We start from the raw sequence: 20,738 nt of genomic DNA, 5'->3' as shown, positions 1-20,738 counted from the left end.
GTTCTTAGCTGTTGTGCGCAAACATTTGCGAGTGGGTTAAATAAATCACTTCAAAACCTATTTGCCAGCCATGTAATAAATCAAGTACTAATTCAGTTTGTTATATTAATAGACCCGAAAGGTTATTAAGCAAAATGTCCGGCAAAGTTAATAACGGATAAATAGTCAGCTTTATTTGCATTATCATTTTCTGGGTTGATTATTATGCTTGAACTGAAAGACGAAATTGCATTTCTACTTTCGTGATTGTCAGATTTTCGATTTTCGTATTGGGCGTAGTCAGGTACATTTGTCACTTCTAGTTGAGCAAGTATCACATGAATCATATAGTCTATTTTTGCAGATGACTGTGTTGTCACTCGAAAACCGTCCGCTATTCTGCCTGGTACCAACTGGTCGTCGTTAACTAGGCTTCGTACTCCGTTGTAACTTGAATTGTAAGGTACATTGGCCGTTCTTTCATATCGCTTAAGAAACTCTGGGTACTTTCTTTTTAAGATTGCAAGAATAATTAGTGGGAATACTTTGAATGTCTTTTCTTTTGTTGAAGCAATGTCAATACAGTCAAGAATTTTATTTATTTCCCTGAGAGAGTGAATCTCATGCCAGTCAAATACTTTGTCAATAAATTCAAAACCTAGATCAGCCCAAGCTTCTTTCTCGGCACATATCGATATACGGGATTTAATATAATCAACTCTATCTGGCGCGGATAATGTAACAGAGTTATCGAAGAAACGACTAAGGTATGACATAGAATCAAACCCTTCTCCGTAGACTGCTCTTATGGAATGTTGTAACTGTTCAGTATCAGTAGCTAATACGAAGACAAAGTTATCTGTATTAAAGAAGTGTTTAACACATTCTATTATTTCGATAGCGTAATTCGGGCGACAACGGTCCAATTCATCAACAAGAACGTATATTGGGTAATTTAGTTCTTTATAAATAGCACGATATTGCTCTCCGAGTTCTTTAAGGATCTCTTTAAAATCATGGATGCCTTTGATTTTCCTTCTTTGCTCAAGCATTGCTTTAAGAGTCTCTTTCACAGAGTCTGCTACTGCTTCCTCTCCCAGTTCGATACCTAATGTGTCGGATATGTCAGAAAACAATGAGTCATCTTGATCCATTCCAATTTTATGTTTAAGTGCGCCAGCAATAATTGAAGGTAAACCTGCTTTAATGAAGTGACCGGTACCGTTAATCATGCGGTTCATTAGCTCTTTGTTTTCCGCAATTGCGTTGGCTAATTGTTCTTGAAAAGCATCGATTAGAGCTAGCATTGGATCGTGAGAAAAATCAGATTTCCAAGCATCAAAATAAATAACAGGGTGGTTGTCTTTTAACTCGTTATACCAACACTGCAGAAAAGTCGTTTTACCCGACCCCCACTCAGCATTAAGGTTAAGAACATATCCGTTATCTGTTTTGGAGTTTAAAAATGTTGTTAGATGCTGAGCAAATTCTCTTCGCTGGATGATAGGGTATTTTTCGAAGACTTCTTCTGGTGATACTGAGCTAACCATGCTTTGCCTACTGTGTTGTGAAAGGTAATTTTGAGGAAAAGAGGTGCTTAAGCACCTCTTATGATTGGTGGGGCGAAAAGGTAGATAAAGTGACTCATCATCACGGTACCTCTAATTTGGTTAAACCCTAATCGGTCGAACTGGTTATTGTAGTCCCATCTGATAGCCCCGAAGAAGTCACACCTTCTACCAAATCGCTAGCCACTTTAGTTAGAAATGCAGAAAAATACACTGACATAAAACCTCCTAAAAATGGTTGTAAGTAAAGTTCAATACCTACCACGATACTCAGATTTAACAAATGTAAGAGATACTGATGTGATTCGTAAAATCAGTTATAAAGTTAACATGTTAAGTTTGTGCCGACAATGGCTAACCTAGGTCTTCTGTCTTCAATATTTCTATATTACTAATTGCTCCAGACATTTTAATCTTTAGACGATCCAGTACTTGTATGTCAGTTTCATTCTTACAAACTATTGTGTACTTATAGTTAGGGCGTATGGTAATTCCATTCTCTTTGCACATCCTCTCAGAGACGGCGATTGAACCACACCACTTTTGCATTAGTTCTGCTTTAATTGGGTAGTAACATTTATTTTCAATGTCTTTTCGAATTTTTATGGGAAGTTTGGGTTTGCGTATTTTAGCAAGCTCCTGTTCTTCTAGTTGCCTGATTTGAACATGACACTCGTCAAGTTGATTTCTCAGGTCGCTTGCTTCTATGACAACAAACTCCGGCCCGTCTCGGTAAAGGTAATCAGCCTTACTAATTGAATTATTTTCAAAGCCTAAAGCCACTGCTAAACCGTCATGCTCGTCAAGTTTGATTGCTTGCTTTCTTGCTCGTTCTGGTTCAGTTTCGCCTCGCCCTAGACTATGAGATATAGGCTCGAAATATTCTCTTAAGTCAATTGGCATTATACATTCCCCATATACATGTTCATGTACGGAGAGCTAAGCTCAGTGAGAGCCTCTTTCACTTGTTCAATTGGACATGCGCTATCAAACTCAAAGTTTGTTCCATCAATATCTAAATAGTTAACTGATAAAAGCTCTTTAACACTATCAGCACCTTGCTCTTTAGCTATTTGAGAGAACCGAACCTCTATATACTTAAGGATTTCAGTGCTATGAGTATTGATAATAACATTGACACCAGCCTGAGATAATTGAACAAGTACTTTAATCATTAATACTTGCCAGTCAGGATGCAAATTAGTTTCTGGTTCATCGATAAAAACATAGCTTCCTTTTTGGATTACATTGTTTTTTATCAATGCGTTAACCATACCTAAGTTAGTCATGCCAAATGATATTAAGTTCTTTGATATCTCTGATTGGCTACTTTCATCAAAAAATACAATGTTTCCGTTGGATATATTAAATTCTCCACCAATATTAGATCTTATTTGATCATGAACCATTAGCAAGTCAGAACTTTTAGTGCTTTTCTTTCGTAATGCAGAATCTAAGTCAAAGAAGTATTTCGGAACACCAGATAGGTATCCGCTTTCAGATTTCATTTTTGCATCAACAAGTGCGTCCCTTACTCTCCAATATGCAGGGGACTCAAAAAATACGGAACGAGGCTTGTTTTTAAAAAATTCCAACTCTTTTTGATTGATTTTAATTGTAGCGCGTTCTTTATCGGCATTACTCTTAATAACTAAGTCAAAGTAACTGTCTAACTCAAGATGCATGCTGTCACTATTATGTGATATTATTTTTTTAGAACTCTCAATCTGAAAGTTATCTTTTATTTCGTCTAGTAATTTGTTCTCAATTAAGTACTTATGACTAAAAGAAGCATCACTCATGAATGTTATTGCTAGACCTATACTGCTATTTAAAGATGCAAGGCAATTGTTTTCGAATACTCTGTATTTTTTATGGTCTATATAATCTGGATTTTCATTTTCAGTATTTATAACTATGAAATTTGAATATAATTTTTTTTTGAACTTACTGATTATATTAAGGTTGACTTGACTTTCAATATACGGGGGAATTAATGTTTCGCTGAATTCTTCCATCAGTTTGAATATTGAAGTGATTGCTTCCTTTTCGGCTTCACTACATTCGTCAATGCTACATTGTTCATGATTGAATGCATATTTTGCCTGTTCAAATAAAGATAGAATCTCACTAATTAAAGGAGTATCTTCGATAATTCTGAAAATAGAATAGATGGTTTTAGTAAAAAAGCTTTTACCTGTACCATTTGGTCCGGTAATGACGGTAAGCGGATTAATATTAATCTCAGCATCTTCTATCTTACCTAGATTTTGAACTTTAAATTTTAATGACATTTTCTTTACCTAGAATACTATTCTTCTTGTATTTTATATAAATAGAAGTAGAGGTACTACCCTTTCCTCACCTCAATCACAACATTCCCAACAATCTCAACACTTGCTTTATCAACGGTCAGGGTTGAACCATTAAAAGCAATCGCCAGTTGTCTACCTGGCAACCTTTGAATTTCGTTTAGCGACATCAAACCATCCATATCAACAAGGTAGGTTCCACTAACGGCTTGTTTGGTTTCTTTCTCGATGATAACGGTCGAACCGTCAGCCGTTATAACTATCGGGTCATGAACGTCAGTTTCATTGAGCTGTACGTTGCCAAAACAGAATGCCGACTCTGAGATCAGTTTACCGACAACTAATCCAAAATAGTTCAGCTTAAAGCTCCTTCATCATCCGTTGCAATGACCTTTATTGTAGTCCGGTAACGGTATTCTTTTCATATATATAATTTTTTCGACCAAGATCTAGATGAAGGTTTTTGAAGCTCCATACATGTAGATCGGTAATCTTCCTACATCGAACAAACATACCAAGTAAGTGTGAAGTTGTTTGAATTATCAAGTGAATTGAAGAGGATAGCATTATGTTGACATATTCTGTAGCCCCTCAAACACTTATTGTTACCCATGACAAGTATACGGAACCGACGGCTTACCGAAAAGCACTCATAACAATCTTATCCGTGAGGTAAAGTTATTATTAAAAGGCAAAACAAGCGTGCCCTCAAGTTTCTGAACAACAAGATAACGACGCATGAAATTTTCACCCGCGAAGCCGTTGAAGTTTTGGAGATGAATGGCGTAACCAGACTTTCGAGTATTGCGAAGGTCGGGCTTTTGTCATGTCGGAGTATTAGGGGGGAACAGTGTCTTAGTTAATATTTGTCCTAGATTCTGCGTTACGGCTTTCTGTGGTTTCCTCTGCGAAATGGTGAGCTGCATCTCGAGTACGCTCTAAAAGTATATCTAATTCGGCATCGGGGCTTTCTTCAGACATCTTTCTTAAGCTTTTTATTACATCAAGGTATAAAAATCGTACATCAATGAGTGATTCAAACAATGCGATTATTTTTGTTTCAGAATAAAAATACGGAGAAAGTCTATGATTTAGTTTGATGTAATATTTTGAGGACTTATCTGGGCTATCTGATTCTAGATATTTATATACCTCATAAAAGGCCTGAATAGCCATATACTCATCCAACTTAGTTCTATAGTGTGCTTGATTACGAGAGGTGATAAATGAACAATGAATAGCGGCTCTAGAATATGATGTTGGAAGGTTAATTAACAAGTCAGGGATATCTTTATTCCCAGTAAACTGACTCAGTTCCTTGAATACATACTCCAGATAAAAGAATGTTTTTCGCATTTGAAACATGTTGATTACTGAGCCTGTCTGTCCAGATATTTCACCAATTTTATTGTTGCTGAAGATCTTTAGCATCAGACTATCTTGGAGGCTCTCAACACTGCATATAAAATGATAACCATCTTCATATAATGTTTCATGACCTGTTGCTATAAATGCGCTTCGTAGATTTTTAAAACCTTCATAAATATCTTTTAAATCTCGTTCTTCTAGTCCATCAGGAGTACTGAGATCAATTTTAGTTTCACAGTGTTCAAAGTCATTTTTAGGGAAAATACGTCGATAAAGACCATGTTTATCATAAAACTCAAACTCGTTATTGAATCGCTTTTCAAGACCTTCGAGTAAGTTTACAAACATCTATTTGTGAGTCTGATATTTTTGAATTGAGATGTTTTCTTTTTGGTTTTGCCACATCTCTTCCTGTTTTTTGTCTGCTTTGTCCTGCTTCGATCTAAGGGAAATATTTTGGATTATTAAAAAAATAAGAGTAAATGTCGTACCGCCTGAACCAGCCCACATTGCCCAATTTCCAAACTCAGTAGAACCATAACTACCACCAATTGCGACTAGACGATCAGTTAGCAAGCCTAAAACAAGAAATCCAAACATCCCGCCAAAAACATACCAAAAGACATTCGAACTATTTTTCACTTATCAAACCTGTTGATTAACTACGAAAGAGCACGATACTAACCGATTGACAACATTCAAGCCAGATCATAACCTATTGATGCACTGGCAAAATCCGGTGCCGGGCGTAGGAACCCCGCTTTAAACCAAAGGCATATAGATGCCAGCTTTTTGCTGGCTTTTATCTATGTGTGGCTTCGGCACACCTATACATGGTGAATGTGCTCAAAAAAGGCACAATTGCATCTGAATTATGGTGGGCTGGGCAGGGGCGCTTCGGCGCGCCGCTTCCTTTGGTGCGGTAGTTCCTAACCTTGTTCAGTTCACCACCCATTGATTAGGAACCTTTGGTTGGTGACTCAAATACCAAAGGAGTTACTATGTCAACGTCAAACCAAGTTCAATACCAGCCCGACTTTTATCTGCAGGTCGAAGACTTTATTATCGGTTCCGTCTCCACCGACACCACCGGCGACCATGCCCTGAATAACGAAATAGGTATGTTTCTGCTGATGCTGGTGCACCACCACAAAGTTCAGGAACAAGAGCTGGAACTGAGATAAAGATAAAGCGCCCTACGGGGCGTTTTTGCTTTCACCTGATCGGCCACACTGGCTAAAGTGTAAGAATTCTTTAGAAATCCTGTTTGAAAGTTTAATTTCAGTAAAATGACTGTCCGGAAGGGCGGCACTTCGGCACCTAGCAGAAACAAAAAAGCCCTGATTGAGAGTCAGGGCTTATTTGTTTTGGCATCACGCTATACGCACAAGCTCAATATAGGCGCTTATGTGGCCCATCGTCAAGTACAAAGCAGTACTGGTATTGCCATAACAGTAACTAAATATTACAAACAGAATTCGTTAGCCAAGGCCTGAGAATCTTGGCTATGCCTTCACCGCGGGGCATCACGCTGTACGCACAACAGCATGATAGCCGGGTACGAATAGTGGTAAGGCAATCCCGGCACGTCCTGCATCCTGTATAGGAGTAAGACATGTTGATTCTCGTTCTCGAGATCATCCTGCTTGCGCTGCAACTGGGAGTTAAGCTGATTGACTTGGTGAAGCTTCTAGGTGAGCGGCTGGGCTAATCCTCAAGGCACCTTCGGGTGCCTTTTTCTTATTAGGATTAAGGCTCCTCATAATCCATGTACAGCAAACATTGTATGAATAAATAGCTATTTTCTCGTTTGTTACCTTAACCAACGTTGACCAGATTATTGAGCCCAACGGTAATAAACCCAACCCGAAACGGCAGTTTGAGCTGTGCATGGGGATGTGAGTAAAATGGAAATGATTAGCTTGCCCCTCAAAATAACTAACCTCGGCTTATCACCTTAGCTGGGACAATAATTCTCTTGGAAACCGGATTTTTAACAATGTTCTCTTGCATCAGCTTACATGCGTTGTGAGCTATTGAGGCTGAATCCTGTTGAACAGAGACCACGGTATTGGGTAGGAACTCCAGCATGGTATGTTCATCGAACGTACCGATCACAAGGGAGTTAGGAATAACACCTTTATGAATTTTAAGGAAATGCAGCGCACCTTCTAGTATGGGTAATGACGAAAATACTACCGCTTCAGGTACACGTTTGTTCTCCCTAACCAGCGCTTGCATTCCTTCATAGCCATCCTGAAATTTATTTTTAGGAACCGCGTAGAGCCAATTTGAAACAGGTTGTTGATTGAGAGATTTATAGCCATCAACGAAGCCCTGTAAACGAGCTCGGATAGAAGGCAACTCAGAGTCACCACTCACCACATAAACTTCAGACACTTTTTTTGCTAGGATCTCCCGTGTCAGTTCTGTGAACGCTTGGTAGTTATCACTCATCACTACCGATTGATCTTTAACCTTAAAATCTTGATCTAAGAAAATAATCGGCTTTTGAGTAAATTTTTTTATTGTATCTAATTGCTGGTTTTCAGAGCTTGGTACTATAAATATCCCATCAACACCACGTTCAATTAAATTAACGGTCACTTCTTTTTCTTTTTTTTCACAGCCATCTGTTGATACGGTAATAAGCTGGTAGCCTATTTTTCGTGACTCTTTCTCAAAGTGTTCAATTAAAGAAGAAAAGAATACGTTTGTTACGCTAGTTACTACTAATCCTAAAGTATTTGATTTTTTAAGCTTAAGGCTTCTAGCGGTTTGATTAACTATAATGCCGTTTTTCTCAATGAATTCATTTACTCGTTGTTGTGTTTTAGAAGAAATACGATATTTGTCTGCTTTGCCATTATATACAAGCTTTACCGTGGTAGTTGATACACCAAGGTTTTTTGCTATTTGTTCAATTGTCATTGCCATTGCTAACTGTATTTACCTCGTAATCAAAATATATTTTCTAAAATACCTAAGTCAAAATGTGCGAGAAAGCATGTTTTTAACTGCATTTATATAGATTAAAAAGAGTTATATCACATTTTACCTTTCTATACATTGAGAGAGAGGTGTCTTGTTGCTATAACTTTTGCTAACACGAGTTAGCAAGTATAAAAATAAGCTGTAGAGAAGGATGTTTTCGATGAGTAACTACTTAATAGGTGTTGACGTTGGTTCAGGTAGTGCCCGAGCAGGTGTATTTGACGAGTATGGTAAAAGGTTAGGGATGGCTGTATATCCCATCCTCCAGTTTCGACCTAAAACGGATCATGTTGAACAGTCTTCAACAGATATTTGGAAGAGTGTATGTAACGCTGTTAGAGATGCAGTATCAGAAAGTAAAATAGATGCAAAAGAGGTGTCTGGAATAGGTTTTGATGCAACATGTTCACTTGTTGCATTAGATTCTGACAATCAACCAACCACAGTGTCTAGCAGTAATAATAATAGACAAAATATTATTATGTGGATGGATCATCGAGCAATAGAAGAAGCGAATGAAATAAATTCTACTAAAGATGACGCATTAAAATATGTTGGCGGAGAAGTCAGCCCAGAAATGGAGCTCCCCAAAATCTTATGGCTGAAAAAATATCTACCAGAGAAATATGAAAATATATCTAAGTTCTTTGATTTAGCTGATTTTTTAGTATTTAAGGCTTCAGGTAAATCCGTAAGAAGTGTTTGTACAAAGAGCTGTAAATGGAATTATTTGTCTCATGAAAATAGATGGGCACACAGCTTATTAGAAAAGATGAACCTTACTGACATCATTGACGACGGAAAAATTGATGGAACCATTGAAGACCTAGGTTCATTTGTTGGAAAACTGACTAACGAAGCCGCCAGCGAATTAGGGTTAACAACTCATACGTCAGTGTCGACAGGAATAATTGACGCACATGCTGGTGGTTTAGCCATTATAGGTGATGAGCCCGAATCCACATTAGCGGTTATCGGTGGCACGTCATCTTGTCACATGACTGTTACCAAAAAAGAGACGTTTGTGCCGGGAGTTTGGGGACCTTATTGGGGCGCGATGCTACCCGACTATTGGTTGTTGGAAGGTGGACAAAGTGCCGCCGGTGCACTTATTGATCATGTGATACGAGGTTCATCTGAATACCATTCTTTACGCCAACGAGCGGAAATAGAAAAGCGTTCCGTTTACGAAATACTTAACCAGAAAGTAGCAGAGCTTGAGCAAGACAATTCAAAGTTGATGCTGAATTTTCATATGTTGGGTTACCACCATGGTAATCGTTCTCCTCGTGCAAACCCCACACTAAAAGGAATGATTACAGGATTAAGCCTCGACGAGAGCTTAGACGCTTTGGCGATCGAGTACTTAGCTGCAATTCAGTCTGTTGCTTATGGCACCCGCCATATTATCGAAGCAATGCGTCAAAACGGCCATGACATTACCAAAATCACCATGTGTGGTGGAGGCACGAAAAACCCATTATGGCTGCGTGAACATGCAGATATAACAGGATGTGATGTTGTTCTGCCTTCAGAACCTGAAGCCGTAATTTTAGGGGCTGCGATGTTAGGTGCAACCGCAAGTGGTGTGCATAAGAGTCTAGCGGAAGCCGCAAAAATAATGGGTAGCACAGGGGAAAAAATTGAACCGAACAGAGAGCGAAAAACGTTTCATGATGCCAAATACAAAGTTTTCTTAGAAATGTATCAAGACCAAATGAAGTACAAAACCATGATGGAAAATATTTAACAAAGCCAATTTTATTATCAAATTTAACGGAGTTTAAAGTGGATACATTAACCCTACAATTACCTAAAAAACAGACAGGCGCGCCGGTTGGTGACAAGACTGTTGTGATGGTCTCACCAGGAGATCTTCGTGAAAGTGCAAACAATAAATGTTGGCCTGTACAGCATGCGTTCGAGAATAAATTCACTCAAGTGATGAATGAAACCTTCGGTTATAAGGTTGTTCGTGGTCACGAGGTAAATGCTGACAACGGTCATGGTTTTATTGCCAGCCAACGAGAAGGTTGTGATGTCCTTGCGGGTATTGACGAACATGCACCTATAGTGGTGGTGATGACGGCTTGGCAATACTCACATCACCTTGCTCCATCTTTAGTTTCACACAAAGGTCCTATTTTGTTGCTGGCCAATTTTGACGGTGAATGGCCGGGGCTAGTGGGCGCGCTATGCATGGCGGGTACCTTGACGAGTTTGGGTCGAGATTACTCACGTCTATGGTCTGAAAATTTAGATGATGAGTTTTTCTTAAACAATATGGAAACCTGGCTCTCTTCGAAAAAAATCAATTACGACACATCGTATTTAAATGAAGTCACATTTGAATCGCCAATGATGAGCACAGCAGCTGCAAAAATAGGTTGTGAGGTTGGAGAATACATTGTTAAGAATAAAGAAATTATGGGTTTATTCGATAGTTTCTGCATGGGGATGATGAATGGTGTCTTTCCACAAAAGAGCCTTGTAGACATAGGTATGCCGATGGAGGCTTTGTCTCAGTCAGCATTGCTGCATGAAATGAGTTTGGTCTCACCAGAGCTAAGAGAAGAGTGCTTAAAGTGGTATGAAGATCGTGGAATGACATTCCATTATGGCAGTGACCAAGAAACAGAGTTAACGCGTCAGCAATTGCTTGAACAGTGCGCAATGATGATTGCGATGGCTCGATTTACTAAGCGATTTGGCCTAACCAGTGTTGGTGTTCAATATCAACAAGGCTTGAAAGATAGCTGCGCAGCATCTGATTTCGCTGAAGGTGCTATTGGATCAACTACCCGCTTTCCTATCCCGGATGAAAATGGAGAGATTATCCGTGAGGGTAAACCGATTCCTTGTATCAACGAGGTAGATATGGGAACCGGTATCCCGCAAACAATGCTCTATCGACTTTTAGATTCATTAAGCCTTCCATCAGAAACGACCCTTCACGATATTCGTTGGGGGAGTGAGTATGAAGGAACCTTCTATTGGGATTTTGAAATTTCTGGTTCGGTACCGTTTGAACACCTAAAGGGGGGGATTTCATCTGCTCAAGGTTATCGTCAGCCAGCCATGTATTTCCCTCTTGGCGGGTCCTCGATTGCAGGCCAATGTAAAGCGGGTAAGTTCATTTGGGCGCGAGCTCATTATGAAGGTGAACAAGTGATTATGCATGTAGGTACGGGATCAGCATTTGAGCTGCCTGAAGCTGAATTTACTCGTCGACTTGAAGCAACAACCCGCGAATGGCCATTAATGAACTGCATCTTAGATGGAGTATCGAAAAACGATTTAATGGCTGGTCACCAAAGTAACCATATTACGGTTGCCTATGTTGAGGAAGACTACTTAGAAACCGTAGTCACGGCTTTTGTCGCACAAGCGTTAACTCAAAATATGAAAGTATTTCTAGCTAAATAACAGCGGACGGAAGTATGAACACAACGATCGTACAAATGAATGAGATTACCAAGCGCTTTCCTGGAGTGTTAGCGCTGGATAGCGTCAATTTTGACCTACGTAAAGGCGAGGTTCATGCCCTGTTAGGTGAAAATGGCGCTGGTAAATCAACCCTGATGAAAGTGCTGTCAGGTGTGCATACTCCTGATGGAGGGCATATCGTTTATGAAGGTGAACAAGTCACTTTAAGGAGCCCAATATCTGCTCAGGAAAAAGGCATAACCATCATTCATCAAGAGTTCAACCTGTTTCCTGAGTTGTCCGTTGCTGAAAATATATTTATAGGCCGAGAGCACACGATAAAACATAAATGGTTACTCGATGATGGTTCTCAGGCGCACGCCACTCAGTCCCTATTGGATAAATTAAATCTGGATATAAAACCAGACACATTAGTGGAAGAGTTGACGGTCGCTCAGCAACAGATGGTCGAGATTGCAAAAGCGCTTTCTGTTAACGCTAAAGTTCTGATCATGGATGAACCTACGGCGGCATTAACAGAGTCTGAGATTGAGAGCCTTTTTGACGTCACTAACATGTTGAAAGCACAAGGGGTGGGGATTGTATATATCTCCCACCGTTTAGAGGAACTCGCTCAAATCGCTGATAGAGCGACAGTGATGCGAGATGGCATGTTTATCGGAACCGTTGATTATCACACCGTTCAGATCGATGAGTTGATTTCCATGATGGTTGGACGTGATTTAGGAGACATCTACCCAGTAAGAACTAACAAACCTAGTGACGAAACGGTTCTAAAAGTAAGCAATTTAAATCGTGAGGGAGTATTACGCGATGTGAACTTCGAACTTAAGCGAGGAGAGATTCTTGGCTTCTCTGGTTTGATGGGAGCGGGGCGCTCTGAAGTTGCGCGAGCCATTTTTGGTGCTGATCCTATCGACAGTGGTGAGATAGAGCTGTTTGGGACTTGTTTGAAGATCAATTCTGTTCATGACGCCATTAAGCATGGCATCGCCTATTTGACAGAAGACAGAAAGAAAGACGGCTTAGCACTCGGTATGTCAGTCCAAGACAATATCATGATGAGCAGCTTCGAAGATTATTCAAGCAACTTAGGCATTATCGATGAACAGAGCTCTAACGAGATATCAAAAGATCTGAAACAGAAACTGAGAATTAAAACTCCAAATTTAGAACAGCTGGCGGGCAATTTAAGTGGCGGTAATCAGCAGAAAATAATCATCGCTAAATGGATCTGCAAAAATACCGAAATTCTGATATTTGATGAGCCGACTCGAGGTATTGATGTCGGTGCCAAATTAGAGATTTATGAGTTGATAAATAAGCTCACCAAAGAGGGAAAATCAATCATTGTTATCTCTTCTGAGCTGCCGGAAATATTAGGGATGTGTGACCGAATACTGGTGATGAAAAGCGGAATGATCACGGGTGAGTTATTGGCAGAAAATGCCAACCAAGAAAACATAATGAAATATGCGACTTTAGAGGGATAAAAACATGAATAGCAATGTAACGGCCGCTACTGAACCAAAAGATAAGTCATCAAAGAAATCGCTGGTAAATAAAGGGCTATTAATGAAGTTTGCCCCTTTAATCAGTCTAGTTTTGCTTATGATCTTCTTTAGCTTAGGCACACCTTATTTCTTAAACGTTAACAACTTATTGACGGTGGCCCTTCAAACGTCAGTCATTGGGATTATTGCGATAGGAATGACCTACGTGATCATTACCGCAGGTATAGATCTGTCGGTGGGATCTGTGATGGCATTTTCTGGTGTCGCGGTTGGTCTTGCCGCATCCGCAGGCTTGCCTTTACCTATCTGCATTATTGTTGGTGCTTTAGCTGGCGCACTGTGTGGTTTTGTTAATGGCACATTAATTACTCGGATTACTATTCCACCTTTTATCGCAACCCTAGGTTTAATGATGTCTATTCGTGGTATCAACTTAGTCTTAACCGACGGGCGTGCGCTCTATTTTACCGAGTACCCAACATTTAAATTACTGGCGCAGGGCAAACTCTTTGATGCTATCCCTTATCCAGTCATCTACTTCGGCGTATTAGCGTTTGTCGCCGCATTCATACTTAAACGCACTGTCATTGGACGTTATATCTACGCGGTAGGCAGCAGTGAAGACGCCGCTCACCTCTCTGGTATTAAGGTAGATCGAGTCAAAATGTTTGTTTACGCATTTTGTGGGCTTATGACAGGTATTGCCGGCGTCATCATTACAGCACGTTTGAACTCAGGCCAACCAACTGCTGGTGTCGGTTATGAACTTGAAGCGATTGCCGCGGTGATTATTGGTGGAACAAGTTTGATGGGTGGAATCGGAACCATAGGCGGAACCATTATCGGTGCATTCATCATGAGCATACTAAAAAACGGATTAAACCTGATGGAGGTTTCGCAATTTTGGCAAATGGTTGCAATGGGAGCAGTAGTCATCGCGGCGGTTTACCTAGATACACTTAGAAAAAAAATTAAGTAATACATGAAAAATTGACGATTTGATAACAGTACTACCCTACATATAAATGGAGAATTAATGATGAAATCTATGAAACTTACGTTACTTGCCGCTATAGCAACAATAGGAATGAGTGCCGCGCAGGCGAAAGATGAAATGTATATTCCTGTGGTAAGTAAAGGTTACCAGCATGAGTTTTGGCAAACCGTTAAACTTGGTTCTGACACCGCCGCGAAAGAGTTAGGTGTTAAAACGAGTTTTGTGGGTCCGGCTGCTGAAACGCAGATTTCTGAACAAATACAGTTAATGGAAGATATGATGGCTCGACAGCCAGACGCGATACTATTGGCAGCTTTGGACTCCAATGCACTCGTAGTTCCAGTTGAAGAAGCTAAGTCTCGTGGTATTGAAATTGCGACATTTGACTCAGGCATCAACTCTGAAATTCCGAAAAGCTTTATTGCAACAAACAATGTAAAAGCTGGTGCTGATGCGGCTAAAACGTTAGGTAAAATGTTAGGTGGAGAAGGTAAGGTGGGTATCATTGCCCATGTTGCAGGTACTCAAAATGCGATGGAGCGTTCTAATGGCTTTATCGATGCAATGGCGAAACACTATCCCAATATCAAGGTACTAGAAGTTCAATATAGCGATGGTGATCCACAAAAAGCGATGGATAAAACCATCGATATGGTACGCGCAAACCCAGATATTTCAGCGGTTTATGCTACTAACGAGGGCTCTACTCTTGGTGTTGCTAACGCAATCGATAGCTTAGGTATTGCAGGTAAAGTTAAGGTGATGGGTTTTGATAGTACCGAAGGTATTATCGCGTTCCTTAAAGCCGGCACTATTCAAGGCTTTGTAGTACAAGATGCTTATCAAATTGGCTACCAAGGTTTGAAGACACTCTACAATGTACTAGAAGGGAAGAAAGTAACAAGCGTTATCGATATCCCGGTTAAAGTAGTGACGGCTGAAAACATCGACAACCCAGACATGCAAACTCTGCTTTACCCATTCGGTAAGTAGAATAGTCATTTAGTTCAGGAAAGAGCCTAGCGAGGTTGGCTCTTTCCTGTCTCTTGTCCCTCATGCTACAGCAGCAAAAAAAGAAGCGAACGCCCTGTAGACATTCATGGTAATTTTCAGAAGGTTTTTGTATTTCTAACTTTGCAAAATTTAGTCAATCAAATCAAAGGAATGATATATGCTCAAAGGTATACATCCAGCTATTACTCCTACTCTTTTATCAACGTTGGCGGAAATGGGCCATGGTGATGAGATTGTTTTTGCAGATGCGCATTTTCCCGCACATACCTACGGTAAAAAAGTTATACGTTGCGATGGGGTTGCTATTGATACCCTGCTTGAAGGCGTGATTATGCTGTTCCAACTCGACCAATATGTAGAGCAACCCATACTCATGATGCAACCTGAAGAGGGAGACAGCTTAGACCCGTCTGTAGAACAACGATATATCAAAGCAATGAGTTCGGAAGGGATAAACTCTGCCAATATTGCACGGTTAGAGAGGTTTGCATTTTATCAACGAACGCAATCATGTACCGCTGTTGTGTTAACTGGAGAGTTAGCAAAATATGGCAACATTATCTTGAAGAAAGGTGTAACGGGCTTTTGATGAGATACTCGTTGGAATCAAAAAAGCGACTAGCCCACCACTGAGCTAATCGCTTTTTATCAAGGATAGATTACTAACTTAAAACTAGTCTCTAAGCTCTCGTCTTAATATTTTTCCAACATTGGTTTTTGGTAACTCATCCCTAAACTCAACGACTTTAGGGATCTTATAGCCAGTTAAATGTTGGCGACAATGTTTCTTAATATCGTCTTCGGTTACTGCTGTGCCATTTGTCACCACAACAAGTTTTACTCGTTCGCCAGCGACGTCATCAGCAATACCTACCGCTGCGGCCTCGATGATTCGGGGGTGCAGGGTAGCAACTTCTTCAATTTCGGTAGGGAACACATTAAAGCCGGAGACTAAAATCATATCTTTTTTGCGGTCTTCTATATAGAAGAAGCCCTGTGCATCCATTCGGCCAATATCGCCGGAGCTTATCCAACCCCCTTCGTGCATCACTTCATGGGTTTCAGAATCTTGTTGCCAGTACCCGCTCATGACTTGAGGGCCGCGAATTTGAATTTCGCCGATCTCACCAACGTCTAACTCATTGTTATTACTGTCGACGATGCGCAGATCAGTACTCGGTAACGGAACGCCAATGGAAGGAACAAAGCTTTGTTGAGTGTGAACGCCCCCTGCAACAACGGGTGAACACTCTGTTAATCCATACCCTTCAACGATTGGCATGCCAGTGATATTTTGCCATTCATCGGCCACATGCTTTTGCGTTGCCATGCCTCCGGCGATGGTAAAGTTAGCCTTACTAAAATCAAGATTCTTAAAGCCTGCATGGTTGTTTAAGCCGTTAAATAAGGTGTTTAAGCCAAACATCATGGTAAAAGGGTACTTACTTAGATCTTTTACAAATGAGTCAAGATCTCTCGGGTTGGTAATAAGAAGGTTTGTACCACCAAAAAACATAATGAGCATCATGCTAACCGAGTTAGCAAAGATGTGATAAAGAGGAAGCGGGGTTACCGCATGTTCGTTCTCTAAAGATGTTCTTGGCGCAAAATGTCCATAAACTTGGAGTACATTTGCAATAATGTTTCTGTGGGTTAGCATCGCACCCTTAGCCAGTCCCGTTGTTCCCCCTGTATATTGAAGGTAAGCAAGGTCACTACTAGAAATGCTCGGTGGATCTAAGGTCAAGCCTTTGCCTTGAGTTAAGGCTCTTTTTAATGAGATGGCACCGGGCAGGTTGTATTTAGGCACCATCTTCTTAATATATTTTACCGCGAAGTTGACTAAGGTTCTTTTGTACGGTGCGAGCTCATCACCGATTCGGGTCAAAATTACATGTTTGATGCTGGTTTGAGATACCACCTTTTGTAAGTTGTTACCAAAGTTGGTCACCGCCACGATGGCAGTGGCACCCGAGTCTCGAAGTTGGTGCTGTAACTCACGAGGTGTATAGAGTGGGTTCACGTTAACCACCACTAATCCTGCTTTTAGTGCACCTAAAATGGTAATGGGGTATTGCAGCAAGTTAGGCATCATTAACGCAATACGATCGCCTTTTTTCATTTTTAAGGTAACTTGCAAATAGGCCGCAAATGCGGTGCTTTTCTCTTCTAACTCTCTATAAGTTAACGAGTGGCCCATGTTAACAAAAGCGGCTTTGTCTGCGTTCTTAGCAAATGTCTCACGGAACATATCGTTAATATTCTGATATTGGTCTGCGTCTATTTCTGCTGGAACATCATCAGGAAAGCTGTTTAACCAAGGTTTGGATTCGCTATTCATTACTCTTCTCAATACGACATAAATTTCCCGCCCATAGATTACATTATTCGAAAAGCGAACAATAGAGTATTTGCACTAATGCCGTGCAAGCGTCTAAAAATTAGCCGGACAGTCAACAGATTTAAGACTTTAGTCCAAATCCGTACAAAAACTATGGATTACAACTATCCTTTAAGTAACACCTAAGGAGAGCGATATATGGAACTTAAAAAAGACCCCCGTTGTTATACCGACGTTTGCGTAGATGGTCTTTGGTATCATTATGACCATTGTGGCACTAAAGCGTACATTTTAAGAGGTGGTGCGTCACCAGAGGTTGAGTTGGCAAGAGAGCCACAAACGGAGAATGAATTGATAGAATTGCTAAGAAACTGTGAGGTCAATTTATAGCGAGAGACGAATGATGACACTTGGAACACTCTGATTGAGGTGACTTTGCCAAAGATTTAGTCCATTTTGTATTGACTAAACCGAGCTAAAATAGCTCGGTTTAGCGTCGTTATTACTCACATGGTGGTGCGATATGAATAACCGCTAGGCCGCCAAGTGATGTTTCACGATACTTCTTATTCATGTCCTTACCAGTTTGATACATGGTATCAATAACTTTATCTAAAGATATTAAGCATTTACTGGTTCTTTTTAAGGCCATGCGTGATGCGTTGATCGCTTTCATCGCACCCATAGCATTACGTTCGATACAAGGCACTTGGACTAAACCGCCGATAGGATCGCAGGTCATGCCCAAAGAGTGTTCCATGGCAATTTCTGCTGCGATACAGATTTGTTCATTACTGCCACCACGTAGCGCGGTTAATCCGGCAGCAGCCATGGAAGACGACACACCTATCTCCCCTTGGCAACCCACTTCGGCACCTGATATTGACGCATTTACTTTGTAAAGCATGCCGATGGCACCAGACACCGCAAGAAAATCTTTGATCTGTTTGGTATCGAGCGGTTTGATAAACTTGTGGTAATACATTAACACCGCAGGAATAACACCAGCCGCGCCGTTTGTTGGAGAAGTGACAACTTGACCACCAGCTGCGTTCTCTTCGCTGACAGCAAAGGCGAATACGTTGATCCAGTCCATGATTTCCATTGGATCACTTTCTAAAGCGCTGTTGGCTTCCAGCTTTTTCAATAGAGCAGCGGCACGACGGGTCACATTAAGTCCACCTTCTAAGATCCCTTCGGTTGTGAGTCCGCGCTCAATACAACTGGACATTATTTGCCAGATTTGATCAGCTCTCGCATCGATATCTTCCGCTGAACGGTAAGCGAGTTCGTTACGTAATATTAATCCGCCTAGGCAATATCCGTGGATTTCTGCTTGCTTAAGTAACTCTTCAGCAGATTTGAATGGGAACTCTAAAGTCACATCATCACTGCTTTTGCCGTTTTTAAGTTCATTCTCTGTGGCAATAAAACCACCACCGATAGAGTAATACACCTCTTTGTCGATCAAGTTACCTTGCTCGTCAAAAGCAGAAATAGACATGCCATTTTCATGCAGAGGAAGATTATCACTGTGGAACACAATGTCAGTCTCTGCATCAAAAGAAATAGTATGTTGTCCTAATAGGGCCAGCTTTTTATTGTGAATGCTCTCTTTATGCAGTGCATTCGCTGCCTCTATATCAATAGCGTCAGGGCGGTTACCCATTAAGCCTATTACCGTTGCTTTGTCTGTATGGTGTCCGCGCCCCGTTAGCGAGAGGGAACCGTAGAGATCAATCGTAATTTTGCAAACGTTATTGAGTTTATCGGAAATGAGTTGGCCAAACTGATAACCTGCGATCATTGGACCGTTAGTATGTGAGCTTGATGGGCCTACCCCGATTTTATAGATATCAAAAATAGATAGCATGACTTTACTCTTTATTACAATATGGCGATTAGCCTATTAGAATTAGGAGTGCATACTACATTTTTGTGACTATCTAGTTCAAGGTATTGCTTTCATGGATGGGATATAGTGCATGGTATAAAAAGTTATTTCTTATACTCAAAAATTGGAAAGTAATTATTACTTAGTAAAATGGCACTTGTTAGGTATGATTTGCCACCAAGAAGTAAGATGGAAACAGTATGCGACAGAGTAAAATTCTGGTAGGGGAGTTAGCTACAGAGTTTAAAACAGTCTCTGCAATGATGGAAATTTATTGTAAAAAGCATCATGGCGTTAACAGTGGTTTATGTGCCAGCTGTGAAGAACTGTTAATTTATGCAGAAACAAAACTGGATCGTTGTCCTTATGGGCAAGAAAAACCGACCTGCAATAAATGTCCTATTCATTGTTACAAACCTGAACCTAAAGAACAGATGAAACAAGTGATGATATACGCTGGCCCGAGGATGTTATTGAATCATCCGATCCTAGCGATTCGTCATTTACGACATGAAAAAAAAGCGGTGCCCGAAAAGCCTAAAGCCAATGCATCTAATCGCCATATGCGATTAAGTAAAACAACTGACGATAAGTAGGAAAAAAATGGAAACAGTAGCCATTTTAGTTGATGTACAAAACATCTATTACACAACGCGTGACAGGTACCAACAACACTTCGATTACAATGCATTTTGGCGCCAAGCAACGCAAAATAGAACCGTTGTTCAAGCCAACGCCTATGCCATTGCCAGCAACAACGAAAAACAGCGTCAGTTTCATCACATCTTAAGAGGCATCGGTTTTAACGTGAAATTGAAACCCTTCATTCAAAGACGAGACGGTTCTGCAAAAGGGGATTGGGATGTTGGCATTACCCTCGACGCGATTGAGTTAGCCGCAGAAGCAGACGTGGTTATTCTCGCATCCGGAGATGGTGATTTTGATCTTCTAGCACAACGAATTATTGAAAAACATGGCAAAAAAGTCGAAGTGTATGGTGTGGAAACCCTTACTGCTCAATCACTAATCGACTCAGCCAGTGAGTATTACCCAATTGGCGAGTCGTTGCTGCTTTAGTTACGCTTGCTGATCGTCAGCGGCAGTTGCGTTGTCAACATTGTCGCTGCTTTCAACTTGCTGTGCCTCTTGCTCCTGAAGCTCCAGCTTTGCACGTTCAGCTTTCGAAATATAACGAGGCTTGTTGCTTTTATGCAATTTAGCGTTCATTTTCTTCTGCTTTTTCTTAAGAGTGTCGTTGATCTTTTTTTTACGGTTCATAGAGTGATTATCGCTAAATTATGGCATCGTTA

Annotated in this window: 20 protein-coding genes; 10 read left to right on the top strand and 10 right to left on the bottom strand. The window is 40.6% G+C overall.

Translation table 11 applies throughout. From position 1 onward, the window contains the following. Positions 1 to 125 precede the first annotated feature (125 nt). The 6 genes from F0227_RS07210 to F0227_RS07185 all read right to left on the bottom strand — a co-directional run bounded on the left by F0227_RS07210 (position 126) and on the right by F0227_RS07185 (position 5,869). On the bottom strand, positions 126 to 1,529 hold the full coding sequence (locus F0227_RS07210) for a P-loop NTPase fold protein (protein WP_171752515.1): 1,404 nt from the start codon (positions 1,527 to 1,529) through the stop codon (positions 126 to 128). A gap of 372 nt (positions 1,530 to 1,901) precedes the next feature. Then, entirely contained in the window at positions 1,902 to 2,450 is a 549-nt protein-coding gene (locus F0227_RS07205; RefSeq protein WP_171752514.1) for a hypothetical protein, read from the bottom strand. Further along, complete coding sequence (locus tag F0227_RS07200; RefSeq protein ID WP_171752513.1) at positions 2,450 to 3,841, bottom strand: AAA family ATPase; 1,392 nt, start codon at positions 3,839 to 3,841, stop codon at positions 2,450 to 2,452. The genes F0227_RS07205 and F0227_RS07200 overlap by 1 nt, the downstream gene beginning before the upstream one ends. 56 nt (positions 3,842 to 3,897) lie before the next feature. Next, positions 3,898 to 4,218, bottom strand: a complete 321-nt coding sequence (locus F0227_RS07195) for a hypothetical protein (protein ID WP_171752594.1) — start codon at positions 4,216 to 4,218, stop codon at positions 3,898 to 3,900. Positions 4,219 to 4,714: 496 nt separating this feature from the next. Next, complete coding sequence (locus F0227_RS07190; RefSeq protein WP_171752512.1) at positions 4,715 to 5,575, bottom strand: hypothetical protein; 861 nt, start codon at positions 5,573 to 5,575, stop codon at positions 4,715 to 4,717. Further along, positions 5,576 to 5,869 carry a hypothetical protein gene (locus F0227_RS07185; RefSeq protein WP_171752511.1) on the bottom strand — a complete coding sequence of 98 codons (294 nt, stop codon included), beginning with the start codon at positions 5,867 to 5,869 and terminating at the stop codon, positions 5,576 to 5,578. Positions 5,870 to 6,228: 359 nt separating this feature from the next. Between F0227_RS07185 and F0227_RS07180 the strand changes: the two genes are divergently transcribed. Further along, complete coding sequence (locus F0227_RS07180; protein ID WP_171752510.1) at positions 6,229 to 6,411, top strand: hypothetical protein; 183 nt, start codon at positions 6,229 to 6,231, stop codon at positions 6,409 to 6,411. Between the two features lie 754 nt (positions 6,412 to 7,165). On the opposite strand, the gene F0227_RS07175 is transcribed toward F0227_RS07180, so the two are convergent. Further along, on the bottom strand, positions 7,166 to 8,158 hold the full coding sequence (locus F0227_RS07175; RefSeq protein ID WP_171752509.1) for a substrate-binding domain-containing protein: 993 nt from the start codon (positions 8,156 to 8,158) through the stop codon (positions 7,166 to 7,168). Between the two features lie 223 nt (positions 8,159 to 8,381). Between F0227_RS07175 and F0227_RS07170 the strand changes: the two genes are divergently transcribed. From F0227_RS07170 to fucU, 6 genes are all read left to right on the top strand, one after another. After that, positions 8,382 to 9,971, top strand: coding sequence for an FGGY-family carbohydrate kinase (locus F0227_RS07170; RefSeq protein ID WP_171752508.1), 1,590 nt, complete (start codon positions 8,382 to 8,384; stop codon positions 9,969 to 9,971). Positions 9,972 to 10,009: 38 nt separating this feature from the next. After that, entirely contained in the window at positions 10,010 to 11,647 is a 1,638-nt protein-coding gene (locus F0227_RS07165) for a hypothetical protein (RefSeq protein ID WP_216613352.1), read from the top strand. A 14-nt stretch (positions 11,648 to 11,661) separates the two neighbouring features. Next, positions 11,662 to 13,161 (top strand): sugar ABC transporter ATP-binding protein, encoded by a 1,500-nt coding sequence (locus F0227_RS07160; protein ID WP_171752507.1) that lies wholly within the window; start codon positions 11,662 to 11,664, stop codon positions 13,159 to 13,161. 4 nt (positions 13,162 to 13,165) lie between these two features. Beyond that, a complete protein-coding gene (locus tag F0227_RS07155) occupies positions 13,166 to 14,161 on the top strand; it encodes an ABC transporter permease (RefSeq protein ID WP_171752506.1) in 996 nt (331 codons plus the stop codon). 57 nt (positions 14,162 to 14,218) lie between these two features. Then, on the top strand, positions 14,219 to 15,172 hold the full coding sequence (locus F0227_RS07150) for an ABC transporter substrate-binding protein (RefSeq protein ID WP_253822061.1): 954 nt from the start codon (positions 14,219 to 14,221) through the stop codon (positions 15,170 to 15,172). A 178-nt stretch (positions 15,173 to 15,350) separates the two neighbouring features. Next, positions 15,351 to 15,782 (top strand): L-fucose mutarotase, encoded by a 432-nt coding sequence (fucU, locus tag F0227_RS07145; RefSeq protein ID WP_171752505.1) that lies wholly within the window; start codon positions 15,351 to 15,353, stop codon positions 15,780 to 15,782. 84 nt (positions 15,783 to 15,866) lie between these two features. On the opposite strand, the gene F0227_RS07140 is transcribed toward fucU, so the two are convergent. Further along, a complete protein-coding gene (locus F0227_RS07140; protein WP_171752504.1) occupies positions 15,867 to 17,534 on the bottom strand; it encodes an AMP-binding protein in 1,668 nt (555 codons plus the stop codon). Positions 17,535 to 17,732: 198 nt separating this feature from the next. Here F0227_RS07140 and F0227_RS07135 point away from each other — a divergent pair, with 198 nt between their 5' ends. Then, the gene (locus F0227_RS07135) at positions 17,733 to 17,924 is read left to right on the top strand and encodes a hypothetical protein (protein WP_171752503.1); all 192 of its coding nucleotides are present in this window, start codon (positions 17,733 to 17,735) and stop codon (positions 17,922 to 17,924) included. 112 nt (positions 17,925 to 18,036) lie between these two features. On the opposite strand, the gene F0227_RS07130 is transcribed toward F0227_RS07135, so the two are convergent. Then, on the bottom strand, positions 18,037 to 19,407 hold the full coding sequence (locus tag F0227_RS07130; RefSeq protein ID WP_171752502.1) for an L-serine ammonia-lyase: 1,371 nt from the start codon (positions 19,405 to 19,407) through the stop codon (positions 18,037 to 18,039). 221 nt (positions 19,408 to 19,628) lie between these two features. On the opposite strand from F0227_RS07130, the gene F0227_RS07125 reads away from it, so the two are divergent. Next, entirely contained in the window at positions 19,629 to 20,024 is a 396-nt protein-coding gene (locus F0227_RS07125) for a nitrous oxide-stimulated promoter family protein (protein ID WP_171752501.1), read from the top strand. 7 nt (positions 20,025 to 20,031) lie between these two features. After that, entirely contained in the window at positions 20,032 to 20,505 is a 474-nt protein-coding gene (locus F0227_RS07120; RefSeq protein WP_171752500.1) for an NYN domain-containing protein, read from the top strand. Here F0227_RS07120 and F0227_RS07115 read toward each other — a convergent pair whose 3' ends face one another. After that, the gene (locus tag F0227_RS07115; RefSeq protein WP_171752499.1) at positions 20,506 to 20,706 is read right to left on the bottom strand and encodes a DUF2986 domain-containing protein; all 201 of its coding nucleotides are present in this window, start codon (positions 20,704 to 20,706) and stop codon (positions 20,506 to 20,508) included. It abuts the gene before it with no gap. Between the last annotated feature and the right edge of the window lie 32 nt (positions 20,707 to 20,738).

Origin of the sequence: Vibrio sp. 99-8-1, from assembly GCF_013114595.1 — a bacterium.
In the GTDB taxonomy this organism is placed as follows: domain Bacteria; phylum Pseudomonadota; class Gammaproteobacteria; order Enterobacterales; family Vibrionaceae; genus Vibrio.
Note: the sequence above shows the minus strand (reverse complement) of the source record. Positions and strands in the feature narration are given on the sequence as shown.

Excerpts from the sequence above, each read along its gene's own strand:
- F0227_RS07210 (WP_171752515.1), bottom strand. The coding sequence starts at position 1,529 with ATGGTTAGCTCAGTATCACCAGAAGAAGTCTTCGAAAAATACCCTATC.
- F0227_RS07205 (WP_171752514.1), bottom strand. The coding sequence starts at position 2,450 with ATGCCAATTGACTTAAGAGAATATTTCGAGCCTATATCTCATAGTCTA.
- F0227_RS07200 (WP_171752513.1), bottom strand. The coding sequence starts at position 3,841 with ATGTCATTAAAATTTAAAGTTCAAAATCTAGGTAAGATAGAAGATGCT.
- F0227_RS07190 (WP_171752512.1), bottom strand. The coding sequence starts at position 5,575 with ATGTTTGTAAACTTACTCGAAGGTCTTGAAAAGCGATTCAATAACGAG.
- F0227_RS07180 (WP_171752510.1), top strand. The coding sequence starts at position 6,229 with ATGTCAACGTCAAACCAAGTTCAATACCAGCCCGACTTTTATCTGCAG.
- F0227_RS07175 (WP_171752509.1), bottom strand. The coding sequence starts at position 8,158 with ATGACAATTGAACAAATAGCAAAAAACCTTGGTGTATCAACTACCACG.
- F0227_RS07170 (WP_171752508.1), top strand. The coding sequence starts at position 8,382 with ATGAGTAACTACTTAATAGGTGTTGACGTTGGTTCAGGTAGTGCCCGA.
- F0227_RS07160 (WP_171752507.1), top strand. The coding sequence starts at position 11,662 with ATGAACACAACGATCGTACAAATGAATGAGATTACCAAGCGCTTTCCT.
- F0227_RS07155 (WP_171752506.1), top strand. The coding sequence starts at position 13,166 with ATGAATAGCAATGTAACGGCCGCTACTGAACCAAAAGATAAGTCATCA.
- F0227_RS07150 (WP_253822061.1), top strand. The coding sequence starts at position 14,219 with ATGATGAAATCTATGAAACTTACGTTACTTGCCGCTATAGCAACAATA.
- fucU (WP_171752505.1), top strand. The coding sequence starts at position 15,351 with ATGCTCAAAGGTATACATCCAGCTATTACTCCTACTCTTTTATCAACG.
- F0227_RS07140 (WP_171752504.1), bottom strand. The coding sequence starts at position 17,534 with ATGAATAGCGAATCCAAACCTTGGTTAAACAGCTTTCCTGATGATGTT.
- F0227_RS07135 (WP_171752503.1), top strand. The coding sequence starts at position 17,733 with ATGGAACTTAAAAAAGACCCCCGTTGTTATACCGACGTTTGCGTAGAT.
- F0227_RS07130 (WP_171752502.1), bottom strand. The coding sequence starts at position 19,407 with ATGCTATCTATTTTTGATATCTATAAAATCGGGGTAGGCCCATCAAGC.
- F0227_RS07125 (WP_171752501.1), top strand. The coding sequence starts at position 19,629 with ATGCGACAGAGTAAAATTCTGGTAGGGGAGTTAGCTACAGAGTTTAAA.
- F0227_RS07120 (WP_171752500.1), top strand. The coding sequence starts at position 20,032 with ATGGAAACAGTAGCCATTTTAGTTGATGTACAAAACATCTATTACACA.
- F0227_RS07115 (WP_171752499.1), bottom strand. The coding sequence starts at position 20,706 with ATGAACCGTAAAAAAAAGATCAACGACACTCTTAAGAAAAAGCAGAAG.